Raw genomic sequence first — 13,848 nt, 5'->3', positions numbered from 1 at the left:
CTCGATCACATCCCTGCCGAGCGGCCCCGCGAACGGCGTAACCCGTCCGGTTCCGGAATCATGGGCTGGACGCGGCCATCCACATCACCGGAGAATCCGCGGCATCGCGCAATGCAAGCGCCCTTCGGGGCGGACGTGGCTGTTCGACTGGAGATGCAACGTGTCCGGGCGCATCGAGGATTACGCACTGATCGGCGACATGCAGACCGCGGCATTGGTCTGCCGGGACGGGGCGGTGGACTGGCTGTGCCTGCCACGTTTCGATTCCCATGCCGTCTTCGCGAGCATTCTCGGCACCGAGGAACACGGGTTCTGGCGGATCGGACCGGCGTTCCCGGCCGGCGCCGAGGCCCCGCGTGCCACCCGGCGCCGCTACCGCGGTGATTCGCTGGTCCTGGAGTCCGAGTGGGACACTCCGCGCGGCACGGTCCGCGTGATCGACTTCATGCCGCCCCGCGAGGCCCACGCACCGCAGATCATCCGCATCGTGGAGGGCATCAGCGGGCGCGTTCCCATGCGCTCGGCCCTGCGCATGCGCTTCAGCTACGGCCGGGTGGTGCCCTGGGTGCACCGGGTCGACGACCGCACCGTGGCCGTGGCGGGCCCCGACTCGGTCTGGCTGGACACCGAGGCGCAGACGTACGGCAAGGACCTGACCACGTACTCCGACTTCACCGTCGGGCCGGGCGACCGCAAGGCCTTCTGCATCAGCTGGCAGCCCTCCCACAAGGAGCCGCCGCAGCCGCCGGAGGCCGAGGAGGCCCTGGAGGCCACCACCGAGTTCTGGCGGGACTGGGTCGAGCAGTGCACGTACCACGGCCCCTACCGGGAGGCGGTGATCCGCTCGCTGATCACCCTCAAGGCGCTCACGTACGCCCCCACGGGCGGGATCGTCGCCGCGCCGACCACCTCCCTCCCGGAGGAGATCGGCGGGGTCCGCAATTGGGACTACCGCTACACCTGGCTGCGCGACGCCGCCATCACCCTGTCCTCGCTGCTGCGCACCGGCTACCGCGAGGAGGCCCGTGCCTGGCGCGAGTGGCTGCTGCGGGCGGTGGCCGGCGACCCGGAGAACCTGCAGATCATGTACGGGATCGCGGGCGAGCGTGAGCTCGGCGAGACCGAGCTCGACTGGCTGCCCGGGTACGAGAACTCCCGGCCGGTCCGGGTCGGCAACGGCGCCGCGGGCCAGCTCCAGCTCGACGTGTACGGCGAGGTCACCGAGGCCCTGCACCTGGGCCACATGACCGGCCTGGCGCGCAACGACTACGCCTCGCTGCTCCAGCTGAAGCTGATCCGCTACCTGGAGACCCACTGGGACCAGCCCGACGAGGGCATCTGGGAGGTGCGCGGCCCGCGCCGGCACTTCGTGCACTCGAAGGTGATGGCGTGGGTGGCCGTGGACCGCACGATCAAGCTGATCGAGAGCGGGGACGCGGACGGGCCGCTGGATCGGTGGCGCGAGTTGCGCGACGAGATCCACCAGGACGTCTGCGAGAAGGGCTACGACAAGGAACGCAACACCTTCACGCAGTCCTACGGCTCCAAGGAGCTGGACGCTTCCCTCCTGCTGATCCCGCAGATGGGCTTCCTGCCGCCGGACGACAAGCGGGTGATCGGCACGATCGAGGCGATCCAGCGCGAGCTGTCGACCCCCGACGGCTTCATCCTGCGCTACCCGACGTCGGGCGAGGAGGCGGGCGTGGACGGTCTGCAGGGCGACGAGGGGGCCTTCCTGGCGTGCTCGTTCTGGATGGCGGACGACCTGGCGATGATCGGCCGGGTCGACGAGGCGCGGCGCCTCTTCGAGAAGCTGCTCGCGCTCCGCAACGACCTGGGCCTGCTGGCGGAGGAGTGGGATCCGAAGCTCCAGCGCCAGGTGGGCAACTTCCCGCAGGCCTTCAGCCACGTCCCCCTGATCGACACGGCCCTGCGGCTGACGGCGAGCGGGGCGTACGGGGGCTGATTAACCTGGAGGGGTCGTAGGCCTTTCCGCACCTTCCGCATCTCCCGGAAGGGGGTAGCCATGGCTCCCCTCTCGAAGGCGGGCACGGCACTTGCCGAGCTCCGCGAAGACCTGTCCGGCGCCGTCCTGGTTCCGGAGGATCCGGGGTACGACGAGGCCCGCGCCCTCTACAACGGGATGATCGACCGCCGCCCGGCCGTCATCGCGCAGTGCGAGAGTCCGGTGGACGTGGTGACCGCCGTGCGCTTCGCACGGCGGCTCGACCTGCCGATCGCCGTGCGCGGCGGCGGCCACAGCGTGGCCGGGATGTCCCTCAACGACGGCGGCCTGGTCGTGGACCTGCGCCGGATGCAGGGGGTGACGGTCCACCCCGGGGCCTCGGCCGTCCGCGTCGAGGGCGGGGCCACGATGAGCCATCTGGACCGGGCCTGCGAGCGGTACGGGCTGGCGACCACCGGCGGCCGCGTCTCCACCACCGGGGTCGGCGGTTTCGTGCTGGGCGGCGGCACCGGGTGGCTGGACCGCAAGTTCGGCCTGGCGGTGGACAACCTGCTCGCCGTGGACCTGGTCACGGCCGACGGGGAGATGCTGACGGCGACCGAGGAGGACCACCCCGAGCTGTTCTGGGGGCTGCACGGCGGCGGCGGGAACTTCGGCGTCGCCACCTCGCTGACCCTGCGGCTGCACGAGCTGCCCGCCATGTCCGTCGCGTTCCTGCTGTACCTGCCCGAGCACGGGCCCGAGGTGGTCCGTACGTACCGGGACGTCATGGAGGACGGGCCGCGCGAGGCCGGCGGCGGCGCCATCTACATGACCGGACCGCCCGAGGAGTTCGTCCCGCCGCACCTGGTCGGCCTGCTGCTGGCGGGCGCGCTGGTCACGTACGCGGGGCCCGTGGAGGAGCTGCGCCGCCTCATCGCGCCGCTGCTGGCCGTTCCGCACGAGGCGGAGATGGTGATGGACATCCCCTACGCGGACCTCCAGTGCATGCTCGACGATCCGCCGGGCCTGCGGAACTACTGGTCGGCGGAGTACCTGACCGGTGTGCCCGACGCGTTCGTGGACGTGTTCTGCGCCCGCGCGGACTCCATGCCGGTACCGAGCGGCACCCAGCACGTGGTGTGGCCCCAGGGCGGCGCGATCGCCGAGGGCCCGGCCGACTATCCGGTGCCGTTCCGCGACGCGCCCTGGGCGGTGCACCCGTTCGGTGCCTGGGAGGACCCGGCCGACGACGACCGGGTCCGCCAGTGGGTCAAGGACGTCCGCGCCGACGTCCGGCCGTGGAGCACCGGCGCGGTCTACCTCAACTTCACCGGGGACGAGGGCGGGGACCGGGTGGTCGCCGGCCTCGGACCCGAGAACATGCGGCGGCTGGGGCGGCTGAAGCGGGAGTACGACCCGGACAACGTCTTCCGCTTCAACCACAACATCGCGCCGTCCTAGGACCGGTTACGTGAGGGCGGTGATCACCTCCTTCGCCGCCCGCTCCCCCTCGGTCGCCCCGCCTTCCATGAACCCCTGGAAGTCGTAGCTGCAGTGCTCTCCGCCGATGTGGATCCGGCCCTGCGCGGTCCCCTCGTACTTGGCGTACTGGTGCAGGTAGCCGGTCGGCCAGTACGAGTACGCGCCGAGCGCGTACGGATTGCGGTGCCAGGCCGACAGCTGCGCCTTGCCGGTCCAGGCCGCCTTGGTGCCGGGGAAGAAGGCGTCGATCCCGGTGAGCATCCGGCCCGCGAGGGCGCGTACGTAGGGGTCGGACTCGGTGGCGAAGGGGGTCGCCGGGGTGAGCGACCCGGCCAGGGTGCCGCCGCCGTACTGGAGCAGGATGCCTCCGTTGCCCGGCTGGACCTTGGTGGTGTCCCAGGTCTGCTGGACCTCGCTGTCGGTGAAGCAGTCGCCGGCGGAGACCCCCGGCCAGGGGCCGGTGCCGCGCCAGGGGCGGCTGGTGAACTGCATGTTGAGCTTGGTGCAGTAGCCCATGCGGGCGTCGCGCAGGAGGTTCGTCATCCGCGGGTCGAAGCCGGCGCCGGTGATGTCGATCCGCTGGAGGATCGGCAGCGGCAGGCACAGGATGGTGTGGTCGGCGACCACCGTCCGGGTGGCGCCCGCGTCGTTGAAGGTCAGGGTCTGGGTGCCGTCGGCGGAGACGCGCACGGCGACCAGCTCGCGTCCCATGACGGTCGAACCGGCGGGCAGGGCCTGGGCGATGGCGTTCGGCAGCTGGTCGTTGCCGCCGGTGATGTGGTAGCGCTCGTTGGACAGGCCCCAGACGTTGAAGTTGCCCGGGTTGGGCTGGTAGCCCATCAGCAGGACCAGCGCGAGGGCGGACTGCTGCTGGGTGTCGGCCCCGTACTCGACGTTGTACGCCACGTCGATGAAGCGGCCGAGCTGCGAGCCGTGTCCGCCGGGGATCCGGGTCTCGATCCACTGGTACAGGGTCATGTTGTCGAGGGCGGTGCCCGCGGGGGTCGAGGAGTTCCAGGAGACCTCGCCGGCCTCCTGGAGGTCGCGGCGCAGGGCCTGGTAGACGGCGTTGAAGTCCTCGTCGGCCTGCTCGCGCGGGTAGTAGGTCCCGTTGAACCAGAGGACCTCCTCCGCCCCGTTGGGGCCGCCGCCGAGGAAGTCCTCGGTGGGGAGGTTGAAGCGGCGGCACAGCTCGAGGATCTTCTTGTGGCTGGTGTCGATCAGCTCGCCGCCGATCTCGGAGGTCTGTCCGTAGGCCCACAGGGAGCGCTGCGTCCACATCCGGCCGCCGACGCGGCTGGGGTTGGCCTCGTAGAGGGTGAAGGGAACGCCCGCGTCCTGGAGGGTGAGGGCGGCGGTCAGCCCCGAGATGCCGGCGCCCACGATGGCGACGCGGGCGGGGGCGACGGGCTTCTTGTCGGTGACGGTCTCCACCGCGTGGGCGCCCGCCGGGGCGACCGCGGCGGAGGCCAGGGCGGTGCCGAGGCCGAGGGCGGCGGCGCGGCCGAGGAGCTGGCGGCGGGTGGAGCCGCGCAGCTCGGCGACGGGCAGGCCGAGCCGTCGGGCGGCCGCGTGCTCGGCGGCGAGCCGACGGAGCGCGTGCATCAGTGGCGTACGGGCCATGGCGGTGGCTCCTTCTCAGACGTTCGCGGCGGAGGGGGCGGAGGCACCGGTGGGGCCGTCGGTGCTCTCGTCGGTGCGCTCGGCGGCGTCCTCCAGGACGACGCGGCCGATGATCTCGTAGCGGTCCGGGGCCTTGAACTTCAGCCACAGGCCGAGGCCCAGCCCGCCGAAGAAGACGAGCCCGACGATCCACGGGATGAGCGTGAAGAAGAACGAGTCGGCGGCCAGCCCGGCCGCCGTCTTCATGTTGACCAGCAGCAGGACGACCACGGCGGCCATGGCGATGCCGCCGACCAGCGGGGCCGTGAAGGTGCGGAACCAGTGCCGGTCCTCGGGGTGGTTCTTGCGGAAGTAGCCGATCACCGCGAAGGAGCACAGGGTCTGGACGATGAGGATCGCCATGGTGCCGAGGATCGCGAGCAGCGTGTACAGGTGGATGTACGGGTCCTGCCCGGTCAGCCAGAACAGCGCGACCAGGCCGGTGGCGATGGCCGTCTGCACCAGGGAGGAGACGTACGGGGAGCCGTGCTTGGCGTGCGTACGGCCCAGGCCCGGGTGCAGGAAGCCCTCGCGGCCGATGGCGTACAGGTAGCGGGCGGCGCACTGGTGGAAGGCCATGCCGCAGGCGAAGGAGCCGGTGAGCAGCAGCCACTGGAAGGCGTCGACGGCCCAGGCGCCGATGAAGGACTGGGTGGGGGCGAAGAACAGGTCGAGCGGGCTCGCGGAGGCGGAGAGCTCCACGGACTTGGCGAGGCCGTTGCCGGCGATGGTCATCCAGGAGACGTAGATGTAGAAGAGGCCGACGCCGACGACGGAGATCAGGGTGGCCTTGGGGATGACCTTCTTCGGGTTCTTGGACTCCTCGCCGTACATGGCGGTGGACTCGAAACCGACCCAGGACCAGAAGGCGAAGAAGAGGCCGAGTCCGGCGGAGGTTCCGGTGAAGGCGTTCTTCGGGTTGACGGGCTCCAGCGGGATCCCGTCCGGTCCGCCGCCGGCGATCAGGACGGCGGTGGCGACGGCGAAGAGGACGGCGATCTCGGCGACGAGCATCACGCCCAGCGCCTTGGCCGTGAGGTTGATGTCGAAGTGCGCCAGGGCGGCCGTGATCGCGAGCATGCCCACCGCGTAGACGATCCAGGGCAGGTCGATGCCGAGCTGGTCGTGGACGGTGGTCTTGGTGAAGTAGGAGAAGACGCCGACGATCGATGCCTCGAAGACGATGTAGGCAAGGACCGCGAGCATGCCGGAGGCCATGCCGGCGATCCGGCCGAGGCCGTGCGAGATGTACCCGTAGAAGGCGCCGGCGGCGGTGATCCGCTTGGCCATGGCGACGTAGCCCACGGCGAAGACGGTCAGGACGGCGGTCGCGAAGAGGTAGCCGGCGGGCGCGCCGATGCCGTTGCCGAAGCCGACGGCGATGGGCAGGTTGCCGGTCATCGCGGTGATGGGAGCGGCGGTGGCGACGGCCATGAAGACGACACCGACCAGGCCCACCGAATTGGCTTTCAGCCGCTGGACCTGGGGTGCGCCGACGCCGGTGCTGCTATCCGTGCTCATGGCTCCTCGTTCCTGTCGTGAGGGCGCTCACTCTCGCCCCGGGTGACGTACGCCACAATCGGCATGCAGTCCGATAATCTCCTTGTCGGGGCGACGAGTTGTCGGGCCGGACGGGGGTAGATGGAACCCCGTAACCGCTCGGTGATGTGCACGGAACAAGAGCCCCGGTAGCGTCCGCCATATGGACAATCAGGGCGGGATCACGGTTCAGCGGGCACTTGAGCTGCCGGGGCTGCGCAGCGGGCTCCCGGAGGTGGTGGCCTGCGCCGACCGGCTCGGCCGGACCGTGCGCTGGGTGCACGCCGGAGAGGTCCCCAACATCGCCTCCCTGCTCAAGGGCGGCGAGCTGCTGCTGACCACCGGCCTCGGCCTCGGCACCCGCCCCGCCGAGCAACGCGCCTTCGTACGCCGCCTCGCGGACCGGGGCATCGCCGCCCTGGTCGTCGAACTGGGACCCCGCTTCACCCGCCTTCCGGCGACCTTGGTGGAGACGGCGCGGGCGGTCGGCCTCCCCCTCGTCCAGCTGCACCGGGAGGTCCCCTTCGTGACCGTCACGGAGGAGGTGCACACCGAGATCGTCAACGGGCACTACGCGCTGCTCCAGCGGGCCGAGGAAGTCCACCGGCGCTGTACGGAAGCCCTGCTCGACGGCGGCGGGATCCCCCAAGTGCTGCACATCCTGGCGGACTTCACGGCCAACCCGGTCTTCCTGGAAACCCCCGACGGCCAGTTGCTGTACGCGGCGGGCCCGGTCGCCGGCGAGGCCGTGGCGGACCCGCTCCAGGTGTGGGAGGGCCTACGCGGCCAGCGCCCGGCGGAGCCGTCCGGCAACGCCGTGGTGGTCGACGTCCCGGGGGGCGGCCGCGGCACCGGCTCGGTGCGGGCCCGGCTGGTCCTGCTGGGCGTGTCCGCGCCGCTGCTGCCCGTGCACCGGATGGCGGCCGAGCGGACGGCCGGCGTCCTGGCCGTCGTCCTGATGCAGGCCCGGCAGGAGGACGAGCTCGCGGCGCGCGGCCGCGGCGACTTCCTCACCGACCTCGCGGAGGGACGCATCTCGGCCGAGGACGCCCCCGCCCAGGCCCGCGTCCTGGGCTTCAAACCGGGCCCCGGCCCGCTCCTGCCCATCGTCATGCGGCTGTCCTCGGACCTGGCCCCGTCGGGGAACTGGGCCGTCCTGGCCCGGGCCGTCCTGGAGGAACTCGCCTCCGTCGGCGTCCCGGTGCTCCTCGGGGTCCGGCCGGTGGAGGGCCGCGTCCCCCTCCTGGTCTCCCTGCGCTCCGACGCCGAGCGCACGACGGTGTCCGACCGGGTCGCGGTGGCGCTGCGGACCGGCGTGGAGCGGGCCGGCCTGGACCGTGCGGGGGGCGCGCCCGCGGTGGTCGTCGGCGTCTGCGGCGGCTGGGCGACGGTCTCGGCGGGCCTGCGCCACGCCGCCGAGACGGCCACGGCCGCGCACGGACTCCCCGAACGCCCCTGGTACGACGCCCGCCGCCTGGACATCGACCTGCTCCTGTGGCGCCTGCGCGAACACCCCGACCTGGCGGCCTTCGTGGACCGCGCGATCGGCGCCCTGCGCGTGCACGACACGGTCTCCCGCCCGCCGCTCCTCCCCACCCTGGAGACGTACCTGGCCCACGCGGGCCGCAAGGCGGAGACCGCGCGCGAGCTCCACCTGAACCGCCAGACCCTGTATAACCGGCTGGCCCGCATCTCGGAGCTCCTGGGCGCGGACCTGGACGACCCGGAAACCGTCCTCTCCCTGAGCCTGGCCCTCCGAGCCCGCCGCCACACCACGTCCTCCTAACGCGCGGCACCTGTTCGACGCGCCGCTCGCACCGCTGCGCGGGCTTCGCGTCGCTGCGCCGGACTCCGTCCGGCGGTGGCCCGTCGGGGCTGCCGCCCCTGCCGTCCCGGCTTGGGGTCCGGTGGGCGAGTGCGGCTGGCTGGGCCCTGCGGGGCTGGGTCCCCTACCCGCCCTTCGCCCGTTCCCCGGGCTGCGCCCGGACCCCTCCTGGGGCTCCGCCCCAGACCCCGCGCCTCAAACGCCGGCGAGGCTGGTCTATCCAGCCCCGCCGGCGTTTGAGGCGCGGGGTCCGGGGACTGGTCCCCGGGAACGGCGCCGCACGGGCAAGCCCACCCCAGCCGCATCCAGCCCCGCCGGCGTTTGAGGCGCTGGGGTCCGGGGACTGGTCCCCGGCAGCGGCGGCGCGCGCGGCATCGGGTCCGGGGCGGAGCTCCGGGGAACGGGCGAAGGGCGGGGAGGGGACTCGACGCCGCGCAGCGGCAGCGGGCACGAGCTCCGCGCCCGGCCAGGGGCTAGCGTCGACGCGAGGTCAGTTCGTCGTACACCGACAGGACTTGCGCGACGGTGTCGTCCTCCGACGGCCACGTCAAGGCCTGGGCCCGCCCGGCCATCGCCAGCTCCCCCCGCAGCGCGGGATCCGCCAGCAGCCCGGCGACCGCAGCGGCCAGCACCCCCGCGTCCCCGTAGGGCACCAGCACACCCGCCGCCCCCACCAGCTCCGGCACACCGCCCACCGCCGTCGCCACCAACGGCACGCCCATCCGCAGAGCCTCCTGCGCGAGCGGCGACCGCGCCTCCCACCGGCTCGGCAGCACCGCGACATCGGCCGCCGCCAGCAGCCGCGCGGCATCCCGCCGCTGCCCGAGCAGCCGCACCGGCAGGCGCTCCGCCTGGATGCGCCGCGCGAGCTCCGCCCGCATCGGGCCCTCTCCCGCGATGACCAGCAGCGGCATCGGGTCCAGGTTCCGCCACTCCCGCGCCGCGTCCAGCAGTACGGAGTACCCCCGCCGCGGCACCAGGCTCCCGACCGCGATCAGCAACGGCCGCTCCACCGCGCCGAGTTCCGCCCGCACCTTCCCGTGGTCCGCAGCGTCCGAAGACCCGGCGGACCCGGAGGACCCGGCGGACCCGAAGGATCCGGCAGACCCCGAAGATCCCGAAGGCCCCGCCGCGGCCGGCACCGCCACCGCCGCCAGCCGCGCGTCCCGCGCCCCCCGCAGCCGGGCCAGGTCCACCTGCGCCGAGGAGGCGCCGAGGACGATCGCCGCGGCCCGCGCGACGTGCCGTTCCAGGAGCAGGCTCAGGCGGCCGCTGCCGGGGCCGCCGCCGTGCCAGCTCACGACCAGGGGGACCCGGCGCCCGCGCAGGGCCAGCGCCGCGCGCATGCCCGCCCGTACGCCGTGCGCGTGCACCACGTCGGCCTCGAAGCACGCGGCCCGCAGCGCGCTGACCGCGTCCGGGGTGAACCGCGCCCCGGCGCCGGTGAAGTCGTACTCCCCCTCGGTCTCGACGGGTCCGCACACGGTGACCCGTACGCCGCGCGCGGCGAGCCCGGTGGCCAGCGACCGCACGTGCGCACCACCGCTCGCGCCGCCGAGCACTTGAACGGTGCGAAGGACGGGGACCGGGACCGGGGAGCTGCTCACGGGCCGAAGCTCCAGGGTGAGGGAGGAAAGGCAGGGACGTCGCTCAGAATGCCAGTCCGCACGCGCGTTCCGGGACCATACGGGTGCGGATCCCGTGTGAGATACCGCCCCGAGCCCCCGATCCTCACCCACACGGGCTAGCCGGGCGTCAGCGTGATGACTGCGAACTCCGGGCCGCCGCGAGCAGTTCCTCCGCGTGCGCCCGCGCCGACGCCGAGTCCTCGTGGCCGGCCAGCATCCGCGACAGCTCGCGGATCCGGGCCTCACCCTCCAGGACGGTGACGCCGCTGCGGGTCACGGACCCGTCGTTGGTCTTCTCGACCAGCAGCTGCCGGTCCGCGAAGGCCGCCACCTGCGGCAGGTGCGTGACGACGACGACCTGGGCCGACTTGGCCAGCTTCGCGAGCCGCCGTCCGACCTCCACCGCGGCCTTGCCGCCGACGCCCGCGTCGACCTCGTCGAAGAGGTACGTGGGCACCGGGTCGGAGCCCGCGAAGACGACCTCGACGGCGAGCATCACCCGGGACAGCTCACCGCCCGAGGCACCCTTGGCGATCGGCCGCGGCTGGGCTCCGGGGTGCGGGGCCAGCAGCAGTTCGACCTCGTCGACGCCGGAGGGCCCGTACGCGACGAGCCGGCCGCCGACCTCGACCCCCTCGGGGTCCTCGGTCTGCCGGACGTCGATGGTGACCCGCGCGTGCGGCATCGCCAGGGAGGCCAGCTCCTCGGTGACCGCCGACGCGAAGCGGGTCGCCGCCTCGTTCCGCGCGTCGGTCAACGTCTGAGCCAGTACGGAGAGTTCCAGCCGCAGCCCGTCGCGCTCCGCTGTCAGCTCGTCGATCCGCTCGTCGTCGCCGTCCAGCTCCAGCAGCCGTACGGAACCGCGTTCGGCCCACTCCAGGACGGAGTCCAGGCCGTTCTCGGCGGATCCGTACTTGCGGATCAGCTGGGTCAGCGCCGCCCTCCGCTCCTCCACGGCCGCCAGCCGCAGCGGATCGGCGTCCAGGTCGTCCGCGTACCCGGCGAGTTCCCCGGCCACGTCCCCGAGCAGGATGCCCAGTTCCCCGATCCGCTCGGCGAGCGCGCCGAGCGCCGGGTCGTGGGAGCGTACGGATTCCAGTGCGCGGTGCGCCCCGGCGACGAGCGCGCCCGCGTCGACGCCCTCGGGGTCCTCGACGTTGCCGGCCAGGGCGGCGTGCGCGACCTGGGCGGCCGAGGACAGGGACTCGGCGTGCCCGAGGCGCTCGGCCTCCGCGGCCAGCTCGGTGTCCTCGCCCGAGAGCGGTTCCACGGCGGCGATCTCGTCGAGCCCGAAGCGGAGCAGATCGGCCTCCTGGGCGCGTTCCCGGGCCCGGGTGGTGATCTCCTCCAGCTCTCCGGCGACGGCGCGCAGCCTGCGGTGGGCGGCGGCGTACTTCTCCAGCGGGACGGCGACGGCGTCGCCCGCGTACCGGTCGAGGGCTTGGCGCTGCCGGGCGGGCCGGAGCAGGCCCTGCTGGTCGGTCTGGCCGTGGACGGCGACGAGGTCGTCGGCGAGTTCGGCGAGCAGCCCGACGGGCACGGAGCGGCCGCCGACGTGGGCGCGCGAGCGGCCCTCGGCGGAAACGGTCCGGCTGATCAGCAGGGCGCCGTCGTCGAGCTCGGCGCCGGCCTCCTCGGCGCGCAGCGCCGCGGGGGCGTCCGGGCGCATGACGATGCGCCCTTCGACGACCGCCGCCTTGGCCCCGATCCGCACCAGGGCGGGGTCGGCGCGCCCGCCGAGCAGCAGCCCGAGGCTGGTGACGACCATGGTCTTGCCCGCGCCGGTCTCGCCGGTCACCGCGGTGAAACCGGGTGACAGCTCGACCACAGCGTCGTCGATGACTCCGAGCGACCGTATCCGCATCTCCTCAAGCACGGGACGACGATACCGAGGTTTCATGGGTGCCATGTGACGTCACCCGCCCGAACCGACTCGAACAATCATGCTATTTACGTACGCGTGGTGCACGAGGCCCCCTACAGCCCTAGTGCGGGGCTCCGCGCCATCCCGACACCGGCAGCGCGAACTTCGCGACGAGCCGGTCCGTGAACGACGCGTGGTGCAGCCGGGCGAGCCGCACCGGCACCGTCCCCCGCCGGACCTCCACGCGGGCACCGGACGGCAGCTCCACCGTCCGCCGCCCGTCGCACCACAGCACCCCGTGCGGGGTCCCGGTCTGCACCTCCACGGCCAGCACCGAGTCCGGCGAGGTCACCAGCGGCTTCGCGAACAGCGCGTGCGCGCTGATCGGCACCATCAGCAGCGCCTCCACCTCCGGCCAGACCACCGGCCCGCCGGCCGAGAAGGCGTACGCCGTCGAGCCCGTCGGCGTCGCGCAGACGATCCCGTCGCAGCCGAAGCCGGACACCGGGCGCCCGTCGATCTCCAGGACCACCTCCAGCATCCGCTCCGGGGACACCTTCTGGACGGCCGCCTCGTTCAGCGCCCAGTCCCGGTGCACCACGTCCCCGTTGGTCCGCACGACCACATCGAGGGTCATCCGCTCCTCGACCTCGTAGTCGCGCGTCACGACCCGGGCCACGACCTTGTCCAGGTCGTCCCGCTCCGCCTCCGCGAGGAAGCCCACCCGGCCCAGGTTGACGCCGAGCATCGGCACCCCGGAGCCGCGCGCGAACTCCGCGCCGCGCAGCAGCGTCCCGTCGCCGCCGAGCACGATGAGCAGCTCGCACCCGTCGAGCACCTCCGGGGTGCACTCGGACTCGGCCACCAGCTCCACCTCGGGCGGCAGCGGCAGGTCCACCGCCTCGTGCCGCAGCACCCGTACGCCCAGCCCGCTGCGCAGCAGACCCTGCACCACCAGCTCGGCACTGCGGATGGCCGCGGGCCGCCCGGTGTGGGCGAGCAGGAAGACGGTCCGCTTCCCCGACTCCCCCGACTTCCCTGACTCCCCCGACTGTGCCGGGTCCCCCGAAAGATCACTCACTGCGGCCCCTCCGCCACTGCACGGTCAACATCCGCCGGGTCGAGTGCCGGTGCCCCCGCCCGCAGCCACAGAAAATACTCGACGTTGCCCGACGGGCCCGGAAGCGGGCTCGCGGTCACCCCGAGCACGCCCAGGCCCAACTTCCACGCCTGCGCCGCGACGTCCCGCACGGCCTCGGCGCGCAATTCCGTACTGCGCACCACGCCACCGCTGCCGAGCCGGTCCTTGCCGACCTCGAACTGCGGTTTGACCATCAGCACCAGATCCGCGTCGGGCGCGCAGCAGCGTACGAGCGCGGGCAGCACCAGCCCGATCGAGATGAAGGACAGGTCGCCGACGACCAGGTCCACGGGCACCCCGTCGATCAGCTCCACCGTCAGCTCGCGCACGTTCGTGCGGTCCTTGACGGTGACCCGGTCGTCGCTCTGCAGGGACCAGGCGAGCTGCCCGTACCCGACGTCGACGGCCATCACGTGCTCCACTCCGGCGCGCAGCAGCACGTCGGTGAACCCGCCGGTCGAGGCACCCGCGTCCAGCGCCCGGCGGCCCTCCACGCGCAGCCCCTGGGGCTGGAAGGCCGCGAGCGCCCCCGCCAGCTTGTGGCCGCCCCGGGAGACGTAGTCGGGGTCGCTGTCGTCCTTGAGGACCACGAGGGCCGCGCTGGTCTCGACCTGGGTGGCCGGCTTCGTCGCCGTATTGCCGCCCACGGTCACCCGGCCGGCGGCGATCAGCTGCGCGGCGTGCTCGCGCGAGCGGGCCATGCTGCGGCGTACCAGTTCGGCGTCCAGGCGGCGGCGTGCCACTCCTGCCACGATCGGT

At 72.9% G+C, this 13,848-nt stretch carries 9 protein-coding genes; 3 read left to right on the top strand and 6 right to left on the bottom strand.

The window, feature by feature from the left end; genetic code table 11:
• Window positions 1-160 precede the first annotated feature (160 nt).
• Both ACE1OC_RS31330 and ACE1OC_RS31325 read left to right on the top strand, forming a co-directional pair.
• Window positions 161-1,966, top strand: a complete 1,806-nt coding sequence (locus ACE1OC_RS31330) for a glycoside hydrolase family 15 protein (protein WP_407839819.1) — start codon at window positions 161-163, stop codon at window positions 1,964-1,966.
• A gap of 60 nt (window positions 1,967-2,026) precedes the next feature.
• A complete protein-coding gene (locus ACE1OC_RS31325) occupies window positions 2,027-3,409 on the top strand; it encodes an FAD-binding protein (RefSeq protein ID WP_407839818.1) in 1,383 nt (460 codons plus the stop codon).
• A gap of 6 nt (window positions 3,410-3,415) precedes the next feature.
• Here the strand turns inward: ACE1OC_RS31325 and ACE1OC_RS31320 are convergent, their stop codons facing one another.
• Window positions 3,416-5,053 carry a flavin monoamine oxidase family protein gene (locus ACE1OC_RS31320; RefSeq protein WP_407839817.1) on the bottom strand — a complete coding sequence of 546 codons (1,638 nt, stop codon included), beginning with the start codon at window positions 5,051-5,053 and terminating at the stop codon, window positions 3,416-3,418.
• A 15-nt stretch (window positions 5,054-5,068) separates the two neighbouring features.
• On the bottom strand, window positions 5,069-6,613 hold the full coding sequence (locus ACE1OC_RS31315; RefSeq protein WP_407839816.1) for an APC family permease: 1,545 nt from the start codon (window positions 6,611-6,613) through the stop codon (window positions 5,069-5,071).
• A 181-nt stretch (window positions 6,614-6,794) separates the two neighbouring features.
• Here ACE1OC_RS31315 and ACE1OC_RS31310 point away from each other — a divergent pair, with 181 nt between their 5' ends.
• On the top strand, window positions 6,795-8,417 hold the full coding sequence (locus ACE1OC_RS31310; RefSeq protein ID WP_407839815.1) for a PucR family transcriptional regulator: 1,623 nt from the start codon (window positions 6,795-6,797) through the stop codon (window positions 8,415-8,417).
• Window positions 8,418-8,929: 512 nt separating this feature from the next.
• On the opposite strand, the gene ACE1OC_RS31305 is transcribed toward ACE1OC_RS31310, so the two are convergent.
• The 4 genes from ACE1OC_RS31305 to ACE1OC_RS31290 all read right to left on the bottom strand — a co-directional run bounded on the left by ACE1OC_RS31305 (window position 8,930) and on the right by ACE1OC_RS31290 (window position 13,841).
• Window positions 8,930-10,063, bottom strand: a complete 1,134-nt coding sequence (locus ACE1OC_RS31305) for a glycosyltransferase family 4 protein (protein ID WP_407839814.1) — start codon at window positions 10,061-10,063, stop codon at window positions 8,930-8,932.
• A 148-nt stretch (window positions 10,064-10,211) separates the two neighbouring features.
• Complete coding sequence (gene recN, locus ACE1OC_RS31300) at window positions 10,212-11,948, bottom strand: DNA repair protein RecN (protein WP_407841733.1); 1,737 nt, start codon at window positions 11,946-11,948, stop codon at window positions 10,212-10,214.
• 121 nt (window positions 11,949-12,069) lie between these two features.
• On the bottom strand, window positions 12,070-13,029 hold the full coding sequence (locus ACE1OC_RS31295; RefSeq protein WP_407839813.1) for an NAD kinase: 960 nt from the start codon (window positions 13,027-13,029) through the stop codon (window positions 12,070-12,072).
• Window positions 13,026-13,841 carry a TlyA family RNA methyltransferase gene (locus ACE1OC_RS31290; protein WP_250753412.1) on the bottom strand — a complete coding sequence of 272 codons (816 nt, stop codon included), beginning with the start codon at window positions 13,839-13,841 and terminating at the stop codon, window positions 13,026-13,028. The genes ACE1OC_RS31295 and ACE1OC_RS31290 overlap by 4 nt, the downstream gene beginning before the upstream one ends.
• Window positions 13,842-13,848: the final 7 nt, after the last annotated feature.

Source organism: Streptomyces stoeckheimensis (assembly GCF_045822005.1).
Lineage (GTDB): Bacteria > Actinomycetota > Actinomycetes > Streptomycetales > Streptomycetaceae > Streptomyces > Streptomyces stoeckheimensis.
Note: the sequence above shows the minus strand (reverse complement) of the source record. Positions and strands in the feature narration are given on the sequence as shown.

What these genes read in the sequence shown, in the direction of transcription:
- ACE1OC_RS31325 (WP_407839818.1), top strand. Translation starts at nt 2,027, where the DNA reads ATGGCTCCCCTCTCGAAGGCGGGCACGGCACTTGCCGAGCTCCGCGAA.
- ACE1OC_RS31320 (WP_407839817.1), bottom strand. Translation starts at nt 5,053, where the DNA reads ATGGCCCGTACGCCACTGATGCACGCGCTCCGTCGGCTCGCCGCCGAG.
- ACE1OC_RS31315 (WP_407839816.1), bottom strand. Translation starts at nt 6,613, where the DNA reads ATGAGCACGGATAGCAGCACCGGCGTCGGCGCACCCCAGGTCCAGCGG.
- ACE1OC_RS31310 (WP_407839815.1), top strand. Translation starts at nt 6,795, where the DNA reads ATGGACAATCAGGGCGGGATCACGGTTCAGCGGGCACTTGAGCTGCCG.
- recN (WP_407841733.1), bottom strand. Translation starts at nt 11,948, where the DNA reads ATGCGGATACGGTCGCTCGGAGTCATCGACGACGCTGTGGTCGAGCTG.